This window comes from Clostridiales bacterium (assembly GCA_025757645.1).
Lineage (GTDB): Bacteria > Bacillota > Clostridia > Oscillospirales > Oscillospiraceae > CAG-103.
In genome coordinates this window covers 526,679-541,035 of the sequence record CP107216.1, presented here as the reverse complement: position 1 = coordinate 541,035, position 14,357 = coordinate 526,679, and the positions used below count along the sequence as shown (strand labels likewise).

Here is a 14,357-nt window from a genome sequence, read left to right as displayed (position 1 = left end):
ATCACTTGTCTCCCTTCTTCAGGCGGTGGAACGAGCTCTTGGCCTGCCCCTTGAGATACGGCACGGCCAGGAACGCGGCCACGATCACGGCGGTGAAGAGCTTGAGATCGTTCGGGTCGAGCTTGAGCCAGAGGATGAGCACCATAACGAGGTAATACACGATGCCGCCGAGGATGACAAAGCTCAGGCGCACGGAGAAGTTGCAGCCCTTGCGGAAGAACGCGTCGCACAGCACCTCGCCGATGATGACGGCGGCGAGGCCGATGACAATCGCGCCGCGGCCCATGTTGATGTCGGCAAAGCCCTGGTACTGCGCCATCAGGCCGCCGGAGAGCGCGACCATGCCGTTGGAGAGCGACAGGCCGAGCACCTTCATGGCATTGATGTTGATGCCCTGCGCGCGGCTCATCGACGGGTTGGCGCCCGTGGCGCGGATGGCGCTGCCCTGCTCGGTGCCGAAGTACCAGTAGAGGAGCGCGATGAGCACGGCCGCGAGCAGCAGACCCTTCCAGATCGCGCCTGGCACGCTGCGCAGCGTCAGAAACAGGCTGTACTTATCCGGGTTGACCGGGGTGTTGGCCTTCATGCTCATGATGCGCAGGTTGATCGAGTAGAGCGCGAACTGCGTCAGGATGCCGGCGAGGATGGCCGGAATGCCGAGCTTCGTGTGCAGCAGGCCGGTCACAAGACCCGCGAGCAGACCCGCGACCACGGCCGCGAGCAGCGCCGCCCATGCCGGCCAGCCGGCGATGATGAGCATGACCGTCACGGCGCCGCCGGTGGTGAACGACCCGTCGACCGTCAGATCGGCGACGTCGAGCAGGCGGAACGTGATGTACACGCCCAGGGCCATGATGCCCCAGATGATGCCCTGGGCAACGCCGCCGGGCAGACGCGAAACCAGATTCGGCAGGCTCAGGGACGCAAGAACCAGTGAATTCATATCATTACCTCATAGTGTGGAGTATCCCTGCCGCAGAAACTGCGGCAGGGAGCCGGGAATCGTGTTGAAAATCAGCCGATGGCCTCGTAGTCGCTCGGGATGGTGACGTTGTAGAGGCTGGCCATGTCGGGGTTGTACTTCTTGACCGGGTTCGGGTAGTACTCGATCGCCATGGTGGAGATATCGGCCTCGCCCTTGAGGATCTTCACGGCCATCTCACCGGTGGTGCGGCCGAGCTCGTAGTAGTCGATGGACAGCGTTGCAACGCCGCAGGCCTTGCAGATGCCCTCCTCGCCGGCGATGATGGGCTTCTTGGCGGCGCTCTTGATGGCCTCGGCGCAGGAGGCGGCGGTGTTGTCGGTCGGGATATAGAGCACGTCGTTTGCGTCACTCGCCGTGCCGGTGACGGAGACAACATCGTTCGTGTCGGAGAAGGTGTATGTATTCACGGTGCAGCCGGCCTTCTCAAGCGCGGCCTTGACGACCTCGACCTGGTAGACGGAGTTCGGCTCGCCGGAGCAGTAGATGATGCCGACGTTCTTGGCGTCCGGGAACAGTTCCTGGATCATGGCCGCCTGCTGGTCGAGCGGGGCCAGGTCGGACGTGCCGGAGATGTTGCCGCCGACGGTGCCGCTGAAGTTATCGATGCCGAGCGCAACGCCGTACTCCGTGACAGCCGTGCCGAGGATCGGAATGTCCTTCGTGGCGGCGGCCGCAGCCTGCAGGGCGCCGGTCGCGTTGGCGAGGATCAGATCCACGCCGCTGGACACGAAGCCGTTGCAGATGGTGGCGCAGGTGGCGCTGTCACCGGCGGCGTTCTGCTCGTCGAAGGTGACGTTGTCGGCGCCGAGCGCGTCGGTGATGGCGTCGCGGAAGCCCTTGGTGGCCGCGTCGAGCGCGTCGTGCTGCACAAGCTGGCAGATGCCGACGGTGTAGTGCTTATTCTCGGCCTTTTCGCCGTTGCTGCCGCAGGCGGCCAGGGACAGGACCATGACCACGGCGCAGAGCAGGGCAGTGATTTTTTTGATGTTCATGCGTTTTCTCCTCCTAAATGTAGTCCCGGCAAAGAAAAAAGCCACACAGTCGTCTGTGCAGCCTTGTCAAAACCGGATCGGGAAGTCTCAGATGGTTCTGGTATTTTTGCAGCACAAACGACTATTACTTTCGCTAAAGTAATAGTAGGAATATGCGCTTGCAAATCGCTCCAGACGCATGTTTGCGGCCTCCTGTACTGAAGATGTGCCTACTTTAGCGCTTTTAGCCGATAAAGTCAACCCCGTTTTTCAGAATTTATTTACTTTTGGCATTTGTGCACAATTCTTTCGGCGTACCTCTGTGCATTTCCGTCATTTTACGCCGCCGCGCCGCGGCATTGACGCTCCCGGCCGGGTATGCTATGATTGATAAAAATGTAAATGCATTTGCTTTGGGAGGAGGCGCGCCATGAAAACACCGCAGCAGCTGCTGCAGCAGACGCTGGAAGTGGGCGAATGCCTGCTGCCGGACGCATCACCCGGCGGCCGCACGCCGTACCCGACCGTGTTCGTGCACGGTCTGCTGGGCTGGGGCGCGCGCGACGCGCTCTACCGCGCCGTGCCCTACTGGGGGCTCGCGGCAGGCGATGTGCTGGGTTATCTCAACGCCTGCGGGTATGACTGCCGCGCCGCCTCGGTGGGCATCATCTCGAGTGCGTGGGACCGCGCGTGCGAGCTCTATGCCGAGCTCACCGGCGGCACTGCCGACTACGGCATTGCGCACGCGCAGCGCTTCGGCCACGCGCGCTTCGGCACGGCGTACCCGAACCCGCTCGTGCCCGATTGGGGCGCGGACCGGCCCGTCGACCTCGTGGGCCACAGCTTCGGCGGCGCGACGGCGCGGCTGCTGGCGCAGCTGCTCGCGCACGGCTGCCCGGAGGAGGTGCAGGCGGCCGAGGCTGCGGGCGAGACGCCCTCGCCGCTGTTCACCGGCGGCAAGGCGGGCTGGGTGCACGCGCTGGTCGCCATCGCCGCGCCGCACGACGGGTCCACGTTTCTCAACGTGCAGCCGGACGCGGCAAATGCGCTCTCGACGCTGTTTCTGGGCGCGGCGCGCGCGCTCGGCATCTCGGCATTCAAGGGCGTGTACGACTTCCGGCTCGACCAGTTCGGCATCCGGCGCGACCCGGACGAGCCGCTCACGACGGCGGCGCTGCGCATGCTGGCGCAAAACCCGCTGCCGGCGGGCGACAACGCCTTTGACGACCTGCGTCCCGCGGGCGCGCGGGCGCTCAATGCGCGCGTCGAAACGCTGCCGGACACGTGGTATTTCTCCATCCCCTGCTGCCGGACGCTGCCGCGCCTGCTCACGCACGACCAGAAGCCCGACACGGCCATGACACCGCTGCTCTGGCCGTTTTCGACCGCGATGGGGCGCGACGGCGCGGGCATGCCGCGCGACTGGCTGCCGAACGACGGGCTGGTCAACACGATCTCCGCCCGCTATCCCGGCGGCGCGCCGCACGCGGACTTTGTGCCCGGACAGACGCCGCAGCGCGGCGTGTGGCAGGTGCTTCCGGTCGAGCATCTCGACCACCTGGCCGCGATCGGCGGCGTGATGAACAACGGCGTCGTGCGCACGCGCCTGTTCTACCGCCGGGTCATGGCGCTGCTCGATGCAGCCGCCGCGGCCGACGCCAACTCGTGATCCCCGCCCGAGACCGGGCATACAATACCGCAAAGTGCACAAGATAAGATAAGGAGTGTATGGATTATGGATTCTATTGAAAGCTATCTGCGCAAGCTGATCGTCGCCTCCGTGGGCGCGGCCGACCTCGGCTGCGAAAAGCTCGGCAAGCTGCTCGACGAGTGCGTCGCGCGCGGCGAAGTGACCGTGGAGAAGGGCCGCGTGCTCAACGAAGAGCTCAAGCGCACCTGCAAGCAGGCCGTGACGAAGGACGAGGACGAAAAGCCCGCCGTGGATGTGGACGCCATGAGCGCCGACGAGCGCGAGGCGCTGCTGCAAAAGCTGCTGGCCAAGAAGGAAGCAGACTGATGGCCGGCCCCGCCGCGCAGCTCGACGAGGCCAAGCGCTTCGCCGAGATCGTCGCTATCCTGCAAAAGCATCACCTCGTTCAGGGGCTGACGCCGGAGAAGGTGCGCGATATTTTCGTGGACCTTGGGCCGACGTTTGTCAAATTCGGACAAATTCTGTCCATGCGTTCGGACATTCTGCCCAAAGAATACTGTGCCGCGCTCGAGACGCTGCGCACGGACGTGACGCCCATGCCGCTGACCGAAGTGCAGGACATCCTCACGCAGGCCTATGCCCGCCCGTGGCAGGAGGTCTTTTCCGACATCGGCATCCGGCCGCTCGGCTCGGCCTCGATCGCGCAGGTGCACGCAGCGACACTGACCGACGGTCAGCGCGTCGTCGTGAAGGTGCAGCGCCCCGACCTGTATGAGATCATGAGCCGCGACGTGCGCCTGCTCAAGCGCGCCGCCGCGCTGCTCAAGTACACGCCGCTTGCGAGCGCACTGGATTTTCACGCCGTGCTCGACGAGATCTGGCACACCGTACAGGAGGAGCTCGACTTCACGATCGAGGCGAACAACATCGCCGAGTTCAAGCGTCTCAACGACGGCGTGGCCTACGCCGACTGCCCGGCCACGTTCCCGAAGTGGTGCACGAAAAACGTGCTCGTCATGGAGTACATCGCCGGCCACCAGATCGACGATGCCGACGGCCTGCGCGCCGACGGGTATGATCTCAACGAGATCGCCGTCAAGCTCGTGCACAACTACATCCGCCAGATCACGGTCTACCGCTTCTTCCACGCCGACCCCCATCCCGGCAACATCCGCGTGCAGGGCGGGAAGATCATCTGGCTCGACCTCGGCATGATGGGCCGCATCAGCCCGCGCGAGGCGGAGCTGTACATGGGCATCATCCGCACGATCTATGACCAGGACGTGCCCGCCCTGACGCAGACGCTGCTCGCGCTCGGCCAGTATGACCGCGCGCCCGACCAGCAGGCGCTCACGGAGCGCATCGGCATCTTTCTGCACAAGTATGAGTCCATGCCGATGGCCGATATGGACATGGGCGTGCTTGTGGACGAGTTCGTGCAGATCCTGAACGAATACGGCGTGTCCGTGCCCGCCTCGCTGACGATGCTCGGGCGCAGCTTGCTCGTCATTCAGGGCATGCTCACGAGCGTGTCGCCGGACGCGAACGTCATCGAGATCGTGGCGGAGTACGTCAAGAACACCGCCCTGAGCCGCGAACACATTGAAAAGAAGGTCAAGACGCTCGCGCAGCAGCTCGCCCGCTCGGGCGAAAAGCTCACGGTGCTGCCGACGCAGCTGTCGGCGTTCCTGAGCAAGGCCAATGCCGGGCAGCTGACCGTCAACGTGAAAAAATCGTGGTCGGACGCGGCGCGCGCCGCGCAGTCGAAGCTGCTGAACCGGCTCATCTTTGCGTTGCTGGACTGCTCGCTACTGTTCTGCGCGGCCATCACGTGTCTCGCCCCGCTGCCGCGGGTGCTGGGGCTGCCGTGGCCGGCGCTGGTGTTTTTCGCCGCCGCCGTCGCCGTGACGATCGCGCTGTTTGACCGCCGGCACTGGTCGGTGTGAAGGCTTTTGCATACGCGCAAAACCGCCCGGAGGGCACAGCCTTCCGGGCGGTTTTTGATGAAAGTGCGATCCCCTCGGAGGGAGTACGAACATGAACGAAAAATCCAAAGCAGCCATATGCACCGACGAGATTGAGGCCGCCGTCTATGCGCAGCTCAAGCCGCTCGGCTTCCGGAAATACGGGCGGACACTGCACCGCTTTGTCTCCGGCGACCTGTCGCAGGTCATCCACTTCCAGTGCGGTTTGCCGTCTGCGGGCCCCGCACAGCAAATGTGGGTCAATCTCGGCATCCGCATACCGGAGTGCGACGAGCGCACCTTTTCCCCATCGCCACCAAAACGATATTACCGCGAATACAACTGTACCCTGCGCTCCCGTCTCGGGAGCATTGACGGCAGGCAGGAGCTGTGCTTTGACCTGCGAAAGCAGCCGTCACAGCTCCTGAATCAGATTCTGCCCGATGTGCTGACAAAAGTACTGCCCGTCTACGACGTGCTGTCCTCCCGGAAGGCGATTCTCGCGCACCGGTGTGACTATCCGCACTTCGATGTGATGGGCCGGCAGCTGATCCTGCTCGACGAAGCAATGATCTGCGGCCATCTGGGCGACCTGGAAAAAGCACAAGCACTGTTTGCACAATACTATCTGAACGCTGTGCACGCATACCAGCGCGAAAAAGCCCATGGCAAGCAGGTCTATTTGCAAAAAGAGGAGCGGGTAATCTGCCACGGGCAGAACATCACGGCTGACAAAACCGGATACTTCACCATCCGCAGTGCGGATGACGGCCACATCCGTTATCTGGCCGAGCTGGCCGAAAGACTCGGCCTTTCGCTCCCGGATATTGCGCCATAAACAGGAATGACCGCCCCGGCCGGGGCGGTCATTCTTTTTAAATATCGCCGCGGCGGCGCAGCGCGTCCAGAAACGCCGTGCAGCCGAGCACGAGATCGTCATACGTCGTGCCGAAATCGCCCGTATACCACGGGTCGGCGATGCCGCGCTGCAGGCCCGCAAACGACAGCAGCGCTCGGATCTTCCCGTCCGGGTCGTGCGGAAGTATGCGGCGGAGGTTGCGCGCGTTGTTCTCGTCCATCGTCAGCAGCCAGTCGTAATCATCGTAGTCGCGCGGCGTGACCTGCACGGCGGCGCGGTGACCGACGGGGACGCCGTGCGCGCGCAGCTCGGCGCGTGCGGGCGGGTAGACGTCGTTGCCGATCTCCTCGCGGCTCGTCGCCGCCGAGGCGATCTGAAACTGCGCCGCGAGCCCCTGCCGCCGCACCATGTCCCGGAGCAGATACTCCGCCATCGGGCTGCGGCAGATGTTGCCGTGGCAGATAAAGAGCACTTTGACCATTGGGATCGCAATTCCTTTCGACCGTGATGGCCCATTATAACACAGCGCGGCGCAAAAGCAAAACCGGGGTGCAGGCAGCTGCCTGCGCCCCGGTTTTTTCTTTCCCTGTGCCTTACTGCGCCCGCTGCGCGCGCTGCCGGAGCGTGAACCCGGCGGCCACGAACGCCAGCACGAGCAGCGCCAGCGCCGCGCACAGGCACAGCGTGCGCAGCGCACCGTGACCGGCGGCCAGCATGGCGATCAGGCAGCCGACGGACAGGATCGCCGCCAGCGCCGTGCACCACGCCACGGCCTTTCCGCTCCTGTGGCCGAGGCACACGCCCGCGAACGCGAGCGCACCGGCCGCGAACAGTGTGATGCAGATGCCCGTCCAGACCGCCGCCTCCGTGCGCGCAGTGTCCATATCCGCCGTGTAGAGATCCTGCGCGAGCGCGCAGATGTCGCCATAGCTCGCGGACGCGCCTGCCCGCGCGCGCAGCGTCTCGTCCTGCATGAGCACGGCGATGCCCTGCTCCAGCCGCTCGGTGTCGTCCTCATACGGGGTGAGCGCCGCGAGGTCCTGCGCCAGCTGCTGCCGGTTCGCCGCCAGCGTCTGCCGGCCGGAGGCCAGCGTACCGGCCGCCGTGTCGAGCTTGCTCTGCCCGGCCGCGATCTCGGCCGCCGCAGCGTCGAGCGCCTGCTGCCCGGCGGCGAGCTTTTCTCTGCCGGCGTCATACTCCGCCTGCCCGCTCTCGAGCCGGCTCTGGCCGACGTTATCCGTCACGACGCCCGTAGCAAACGAGAGCTTGAGCGCGTCATACGTCTCCTGCTGCGCGCCGAGGGACGCCGCCAGCTCGCCGAGCGAGCGGGCGCTGCCGCACAGCTGCGTATCGGCGACGACACGGTCGGCCCGCTTCTGCTGCGTGCGCACGACGCTCCACGGCGACACGGCCATGACGAACACCGCCGCCGCGAGCAGCACCCAGCGGGCCGCGCGGCTCGCCGCGGTCAGCGGCAGGCGGCGCTGCGCGGGCAGTGCCGTCCGGCGCACGAAGGTATCGCCCAGCAGCAGAAGCTGCGGCAGCACGAACAGCACGAGAAACACCGTGATGAGCGACCCGACGCCCACGAACCGGCCCATGCCGGCCACCGCGCCGGACGAGACGCGCGCGCCGATGAGCAGGCCGGCGGAGATGAGCATCGTGCCGGATGTGATGATGGTCGGGAAGGCGAGGTTCAGCGCCGTGATCATGGCCTCGCGCGGGCCCTGATCGGCGCGCGCCTCGGTATAGTGCGAGGCGACGACGATCGCATAGTCCACGTTGCAGCCCATCTGAATGGCGCTGGCCACGAGATAGACCATGAAGAGCACATACTCGCCCGTGAGCACCGTGATGCCGAAGTTGATCCAGATGCTGCCCTGAATGACGAGCGTGAGCAAAATGGGCATACCGAGCGAGCGGAACGTGAACAGCAGCACGAGCATGACCATGAGGATGGACATGGCGCTGACCATGACGTTGTCCTGCGTGAACGTTTGCTCGGACCCGTAGGCGGACATGGCGTCGCCGACGAGATAGCTGTCGGTGGGGTAGTACTGGTGCACGACGGCGTGGATGCGGTCGAGCAGGGCAAACGTCTCGTCCCCGTCCGAGGCCGCGGCAAGCGTGAGCACGAGACGATGGTACGACGTGCCCTCGAGCTGCGCGCTGGCGCGCTCGAGCTGGCTGCTGAGCGCCGTGACCTGCGCCGCCTGCGCGGCGCTGAGCGTGACGGTGCCGTCGGCGATCTTGTCATTCAGGAATTCGAACAGCTTCAGCAGCGGCACCTGATAGCCGCTCAGATCCTGCGCGGCCGTCTGCGCGGCGCCGTTTTCGGCCGCGTAGAGCGCGAAGAGCGCCGGCGCGCTCGTGCTGTCCGCGCCGCTGAGCTGCGCGAACGTCCGGTAATCGACCGCGTCCGCCAGCCGGTAGCCGCCGGCCGCCTCCGTGCCCGCAATGCCGACGGCGCTCTTGACCTCCGGCAGAGCCGAGAGGGCGTCGAGCAGCGCGGCCTCCTGGGTATAATCCCCGGCCGGGACGACGACGGCCAGCACCGTCTCGTCGCCGAAATCATCCGTGATCGCCTGCGACGCGGTGCGGTTGACGTCCGCGTTGTGCGTTTTGAGCGGCGCTTCGCTGTAAACATAGCTCACGCGGTTGGCGCCGATGCACGCCACGACGAGCACGGCCGCGAACACCAGCGGCACCACGCGGCGCGTCCGCCACGCGAGACGGCCGACGCCCGAGATCTTCGGCACGAAGTTGCGGTGCTTCGTCTTATCCATGGCCGGGCCGAGCTTGAGCAGCAGCCCCGGCATGAGCAGGAACACCGTCAGCATGCTGATCAAGATCGCCTTGATGAGCACGATGCCGAGGTCGCGCCCGAGGCCGAACTTCATGAACGTCATGGCGACGAGGCCCGCAATGGTCGTCAGGCTCGAGGAGCTGATGACGGTAATGGATTTTTCCAGCGACTCGATGACTGCCTCGCGCACCGGCAGCGTCTCATGCGCCTGCTTGTAGCGGTTGCAGAAAATGATGGCGTAGTCCACCGACATGGCCAGCTGCAGCAGGATGGCCACGGCGTTGGACACGAACGAGATCGTGCCGAAAACGAAGTTCGTGCCCTTGTTGATGAGCGCCGCCGCGAGGAACGTGATGAGCAGGATGGGCACCTCGGCATACGTCGAGGACGTGAACGTGAGCACCGTGACGAGGATGATCGCCACGATGACGAGCAGGCCGCGCACCTCGCCGTTGATCTGATCGGAGATGCTGTAGCCCTCGGCGGAATAAATGTACGCGCCGCTGCCGTCGAGCAGGTCGCGCAGGGCCTGCACGGTCTGCGCGCACGTGTCCGACCCCTCCAGATCCGACAGGCTAACGCTCAGCAGCGCGCTGCCCGTATCATTCATCGTGTACGTGCAGCTGTCCACCCCGTCGACCGCGCGGATCTGCTCCGCCGTGGCCGCGGCGGCATCCGCGTCCGTGTCGCGCAGGAGGATCTTCGCCGACCCGTAGGTCTGGAACTCCTGCTCCATGATGTCCAGCCCCTGCCGCGTCTCGGAATCGGCCGGCAGATAGGCCGCAACGTCGTTTTCGACCTTCACCCAGCCGGACGCGACCGCGGAAAAGACCAGCAGCGCGGCAAAGACGACGAAAAACAGCCGGTAATGGTCGACGATCCATTCCGATGCACGGTGCAGCGGGGACGGTTTCTGATTCATAATGGAATCACCACTCCTTACCCCGACAAAAACGCGGGGGTTGACTTTTTGATAACAGAAAGATAAGCTGAAAAATGATAAATTACAAATATCAGTTATCATGAAAGTGTAAGATATTTATCGCTTGTTCCGCTCGTGTCGTTTGTTCGATACGATACGATGGGCGTAAAGGAGTGCGGCATCATGGAAAAAAAGAACGATCTGCGCGTGCAGAAAACCTATCGTGCGCTCATGGCGGCGTTCGAGGCGCTGATGGCCGAGGAGACGTTTGACGACATCACGGTCAATGAGCTGTGCGCCCGGGCACTCATCCGCCGCCCGACGTTCTACTCGCATTTTGAAGATAAGTACGACTTCCTGCGCTTTTACCTCAACGAGATCCAGTGGCAGATCGAGAGCGAGGCCGACGCCGCGACCGACTCGCCCGTGGAGCATTTCCAGCGCTCGTGGCGCGCGCTCATCGCCTTTATAGACGAGCGCCCGGCGCTCATCCGCATGGGCCTGCGCAGCAAGTCGCTGCCGATCATCTTCGAGATCATCAGCGAGCACATCTTCGCCAGTTCCAGCCGGCGCGTGCGCGCCTACTGCGGCGCCGTGACGGACAGCCCGGAACTTGCCGACACGCTGGCGACGTTCACCGTCGGCGGGCTCATCCAGAACCTCAAGCGCTACCTGACCGAGCCGAACCTCGACCCGGACGCGCTGACAGCGGAGATGACCACCGTCTTTGAGCACCTGTGGAATTCCTTCACGTCGGAAGCAGTATGAAGACGGTCTGGCCTGGCTGCTGCTGATCGAAGTGCTGCACTTTTGAAAACAAAAGGCTTGCAATGTTTTGCCGCCTGCGGGCGGCAAACGCTGCGAGGCTTTTTGAACACGCGGAAAGGCGGCGTACCATAATCGGTACGCCGCCTTGTTTTTTCTGTGCATCTGTTTGGTTACGGCCAGGACGCCCGCGCCGCCTTGGGCGGTTTTGGCGCTTTCGGGGCCTTGGGCGCCTTCGGCGGATACAGCCGGCGGCGCAGGTCGCGCGGCAGCACCCAGCGGTCGAGCAGGGCGAGCATGCCGGGCAGAAACAGCAGGATGAGGATGATGGCCGAGAACGCGCCGATGGAAATCGTGCGGCAGATCTGCTCGATGGTCGGGTTGCCGAAAAATTTCCCGACGACCGCCGTGACGAGCACCATGATCGAGCCGGAGGTGAGCACCGTGTGGATGCTGCCGCGGTAGGCGGCGATGAGCGCGTCGCGCACGGACATGCTCTCGCGCATCTCGCGGTAATAACTCGTGTAGAGGATGCCGTAGTCGATCGTCGCACCCATGAGGATGCACTCGACGATCAGCAGCGCAAGGTAGTAGATCTCCAGCCCCTGCAATCCGACGACCGTGACGGTGATGAACACGCCGCACTGCACGATCAGCACGAGCAGCGCCGGAATGACGAGCGAGCGGAACGTGAACACGACGACAAGGAAGATCGACGCCGCCGTCAGGAGCGTGATGAGCAGCAGCTCGCTGTCGAAGCTGTTTTCCATCTCGTAGACCATGGCGCTGTTGCCGATGAGGTAATAGTCCCCGGTCGTGACGGCGTCGAGATCCTGCATGAGCTGCGCGATGAACGCGCTCGTCTCGTCCGACTCGCCCGGCAGCGTCGTCGTGAGCACGAGGCGGGAGTAGTTGCTGCCGCGCAGCTGCGTGACGGCATCGGTGAGCATCGTCTGCGCGTCGGTGATCTGCGCGCGCATGTCGTCGGTCAGGAAGGACGCAAAGCGCGCGTCCGTGAGCAGATCGTTCTGCAGGTAGTCAAACAGCTCCTGCATGGACATCGTCCACGAGGCATCGCTGCTGTACACGCTGGCATAGTAGAGAAACAGCAGCTCCATCGTGCCGCGGTCCAGCTGGCTGGACAGGCCCTGAAACAGGTTTGCCAGTTCCGCCGCCGTATAACTCCGGCCGGAGGCGACCGCGTCGATGACCGTGCGCGCCGACTGGAGCTGGCTGGTATCCACGCCGCTGAGCTGGTCGGCAAAGCGCGCGTCCGGCAGCACCTCCTGGCACAGGAAGTCCACAAACTGCTGCACCGAGAGCGTCCAGCCGCTCGTGTCGCCGTGGCGGCTGATGTAGAGCAGGTAGAGCTGGCGCACCTGCCCGGCGTCCATGCCGAGGAGGTCGGCAAGCTCCGCCGCCGAGTAGCTCGTGCCGTCGACCGAGCCGTTGATGATCCGGCTGAGCATCGTGATCTGCTGCGCCTGCGCATCATCGAGCAGGGCGCTGTGCTCGGCGAGGAAGTTGACCAGGGTCTGCATCGAAACGTTCCAATCGCCCGTGAGCAGGTCGCCGTTGAGCGTGTGGTATGCCACGAACAGCAGCCGGACGGTATCCTCGTCCATGCCGAGCATCTGCGCGATCTCGTCGCAGCCGCGCGGCGTGGTCATGGCGCTCACGTCCGTGAACGTCTGCAGCGTGGCCGCCTGCTCGCGCGCCGAGGCGTCGACCATGTCGGCCAAGGTGGAGTCGGTGAGCACTTCGTTGACGAGGAAGTCGGAGAAGGCGGGCAGCGTCATACCGCCGGTGCTCGCATCGCCGTGCTGCGTGTAGTAGTAGAGCAGCAGCTGTTTGGCGTCCGCCGCGTCCATGCCGAGAAAGTCCGCCAGCGACTCCGCCGTCCGCTGCTGCGTGAGCGCGGCAGGGTCGGTGAACTTTTGCAGTGTCTGAAGATTGGCCGTCATGCCCGCGTCGAGATACGGCGCGAAGGCGGCATTATTTGCCACGTGGTCGGTAACAAAGCGCAGAAACTGCCCGGCCGGGATGGTCACGGCGCGGCCGCCGCTGTGGGCATCGTAATAGATCATGCCCAGCATATCGGCGCTGACCGGGATGCTGGCGTCGAGCGCGCCGACGACATTGACCATCTGCGCGGCGGTGTACTGCCTGCCGAGCGTGGTGGAGTAGGCCATGGCGCTCTTGACGTTCGGGTCGGCCTCGAGCCGGTCCGCCAGCGCGGCCACGGCGTCCTCGTCGGCGTTGTTGTACAGCACGACGATGGGGTTGTCCGGCGGGAACACCTCCGCGACCGGGTCGGCGTCCGTGAGCGTGTAGGCGATCTGGGTAGACAGCTGCAGAATATACGTACCCGCGAACAGCAGCACGAACGCCGCTGCGATCGCGCCGCGCCACCGGTAGCTGAAGCGGCCGAGCGCCGCGAGCACGCTCCGGCGCTCGCGCTTGGGCGCGCGCGGCTTTTTCGTCGTCTTGCGCACGAGCTTATCCGCCCACAAAATCAGGCCGGGCAGCACCGTGAACACGCACAGCAGGCTGCACAGCACGCCCTTGGCCAGCACAATGCCGAGATCCATGCCGATCTTGAAGCGCATGAACACCAGCATCAGCAATCCCACGATCGTCGTGACCGAGCTGCCGGTGATCGAGCCGAACGCCGCCGCGAGCGCGCGCGTCATGGCAGCCTCGCGGTCGGGATCGGCCTGCAGCTCCTGCCGGTAGCGATTCATGAGGATGATGGAATAGTCCATCGAGAGCGCGAGCTGCAAAATGGCCGAGATGCTCGCCGTGACGTCCGACGTCTCGCCGAGGAAGATGTTCGTGCCCTGGTTGATGAGCACGGCGATGCCGATCGTGATGAGAAACAGCACCGGCTCGAAGTACGACGGGCAGGCGATGAGCAGGATCGTCGTCACAAGCACGATCGAGAGGATGAACACGATCGGCGGGATATCCGGTGTCGAGGTGTCGTCGCTGCGCACGGCCACGTCGTAGCCGTCAAAGCGGTCGGCCACGTCGCGCTCGATCTGCGCCTCCTCGTCGGAGTTGTAGTCATACTGCGTGGTGAGCTTGTAGAGCGTGGCGTCGCCGCGGTTGTAGTCGCCGCTGTCCGGCTCGTAGGCCACGCTGTCCACATTCGGGATCTCCGCCAGCTGCTCGCGGATGGCAAGCTTGTCGCGCGCGTCCAGCCCGCGGAACATGACGCGGATGGTGTACGTCTCCGCCACGTCGGGGAAGGCCTCGTTCATGCGGTCCATGCCGATCTTCATCTGCGAGCTGTCCGGCAGGTACTTGGTCATGTCGGTGTTGATGCCGACGAAGGGCATCAGCGCCGCGCAGACCACCGCCAGAGCCAGCATGACGACAAGCAATAGCCTGCGTTTTTTGACGATGAAAGCTGCGATCTTCTGCATGGCCTG

The 14,357-nt window shown here is 64.3% G+C and carries 10 protein-coding genes; 5 read left to right on the top strand and 5 right to left on the bottom strand.

Going from position 1 to position 14,357, the window contains the following annotated elements; genetic code table 11:
• Nucleotide 1: 1 nt before the first annotated feature.
• Both OGM61_02575 and OGM61_02570 read right to left on the bottom strand, forming a co-directional pair.
• The gene (locus OGM61_02575) at nt 2-943 is read right to left on the bottom strand and encodes an ABC transporter permease (protein UYI84972.1); all 942 of its coding nucleotides are present in this window, start codon (nt 941-943) and stop codon (nt 2-4) included.
• A 71-nt stretch (nt 944-1,014) separates the two neighbouring features.
• Entirely contained in the window at nt 1,015-1,977 is a 963-nt protein-coding gene (locus OGM61_02570) for an ABC transporter substrate-binding protein (protein ID UYI84971.1), read from the bottom strand.
• A gap of 409 nt (nt 1,978-2,386) precedes the next feature.
• Between OGM61_02570 and OGM61_02565 the strand changes: the two genes are divergently transcribed.
• From OGM61_02565 to OGM61_02550, 4 genes are all read left to right on the top strand, one after another.
• Nucleotides 2,387-3,625 (top strand): lipase, encoded by a 1,239-nt coding sequence (locus OGM61_02565; GenBank protein UYI84970.1) that lies wholly within the window; start codon nt 2,387-2,389, stop codon nt 3,623-3,625.
• A 66-nt stretch (nt 3,626-3,691) separates the two neighbouring features.
• Nucleotides 3,692-3,973: a hypothetical protein gene (locus OGM61_02560; protein UYI84969.1), complete on the top strand. Its 282-nt coding sequence runs from the start codon at nt 3,692-3,694 to the stop codon at nt 3,971-3,973.
• Nucleotides 3,973-5,553 carry an AarF/UbiB family protein gene (locus OGM61_02555; protein UYI84968.1) on the top strand — a complete coding sequence of 527 codons (1,581 nt, stop codon included), beginning with the start codon at nt 3,973-3,975 and terminating at the stop codon, nt 5,551-5,553. Before OGM61_02560 ends, OGM61_02555 begins: the two co-directional genes overlap by 1 nt.
• A gap of 91 nt (nt 5,554-5,644) precedes the next feature.
• Nucleotides 5,645-6,409 carry a DUF4304 domain-containing protein gene (locus OGM61_02550; protein UYI84967.1) on the top strand — a complete coding sequence of 255 codons (765 nt, stop codon included), beginning with the start codon at nt 5,645-5,647 and terminating at the stop codon, nt 6,407-6,409.
• A 37-nt stretch (nt 6,410-6,446) separates the two neighbouring features.
• Here OGM61_02550 and OGM61_02545 read toward each other — a convergent pair whose 3' ends face one another.
• Nucleotides 6,447-6,911, bottom strand: coding sequence for a low molecular weight phosphotyrosine protein phosphatase (locus OGM61_02545; GenBank protein UYI84966.1), 465 nt, complete (start codon nt 6,909-6,911; stop codon nt 6,447-6,449).
• A 112-nt stretch (nt 6,912-7,023) separates the two neighbouring features.
• Nucleotides 7,024-10,158, bottom strand: a complete 3,135-nt coding sequence (locus OGM61_02540; GenBank protein ID UYI84965.1) for an MMPL family transporter — start codon at nt 10,156-10,158, stop codon at nt 7,024-7,026.
• A gap of 183 nt (nt 10,159-10,341) precedes the next feature.
• On the opposite strand from OGM61_02540, the gene OGM61_02535 reads away from it, so the two are divergent.
• Nucleotides 10,342-10,926 (top strand): TetR/AcrR family transcriptional regulator, encoded by a 585-nt coding sequence (locus OGM61_02535; protein ID UYI84964.1) that lies wholly within the window; start codon nt 10,342-10,344, stop codon nt 10,924-10,926.
• 170 nt (nt 10,927-11,096) lie between these two features.
• Here OGM61_02535 and OGM61_02530 read toward each other — a convergent pair whose 3' ends face one another.
• Nucleotides 11,097-14,351: an MMPL family transporter gene (locus OGM61_02530; protein ID UYI84963.1), complete on the bottom strand. Its 3,255-nt coding sequence runs from the start codon at nt 14,349-14,351 to the stop codon at nt 11,097-11,099.
• Nucleotides 14,352-14,357: the final 6 nt, after the last annotated feature.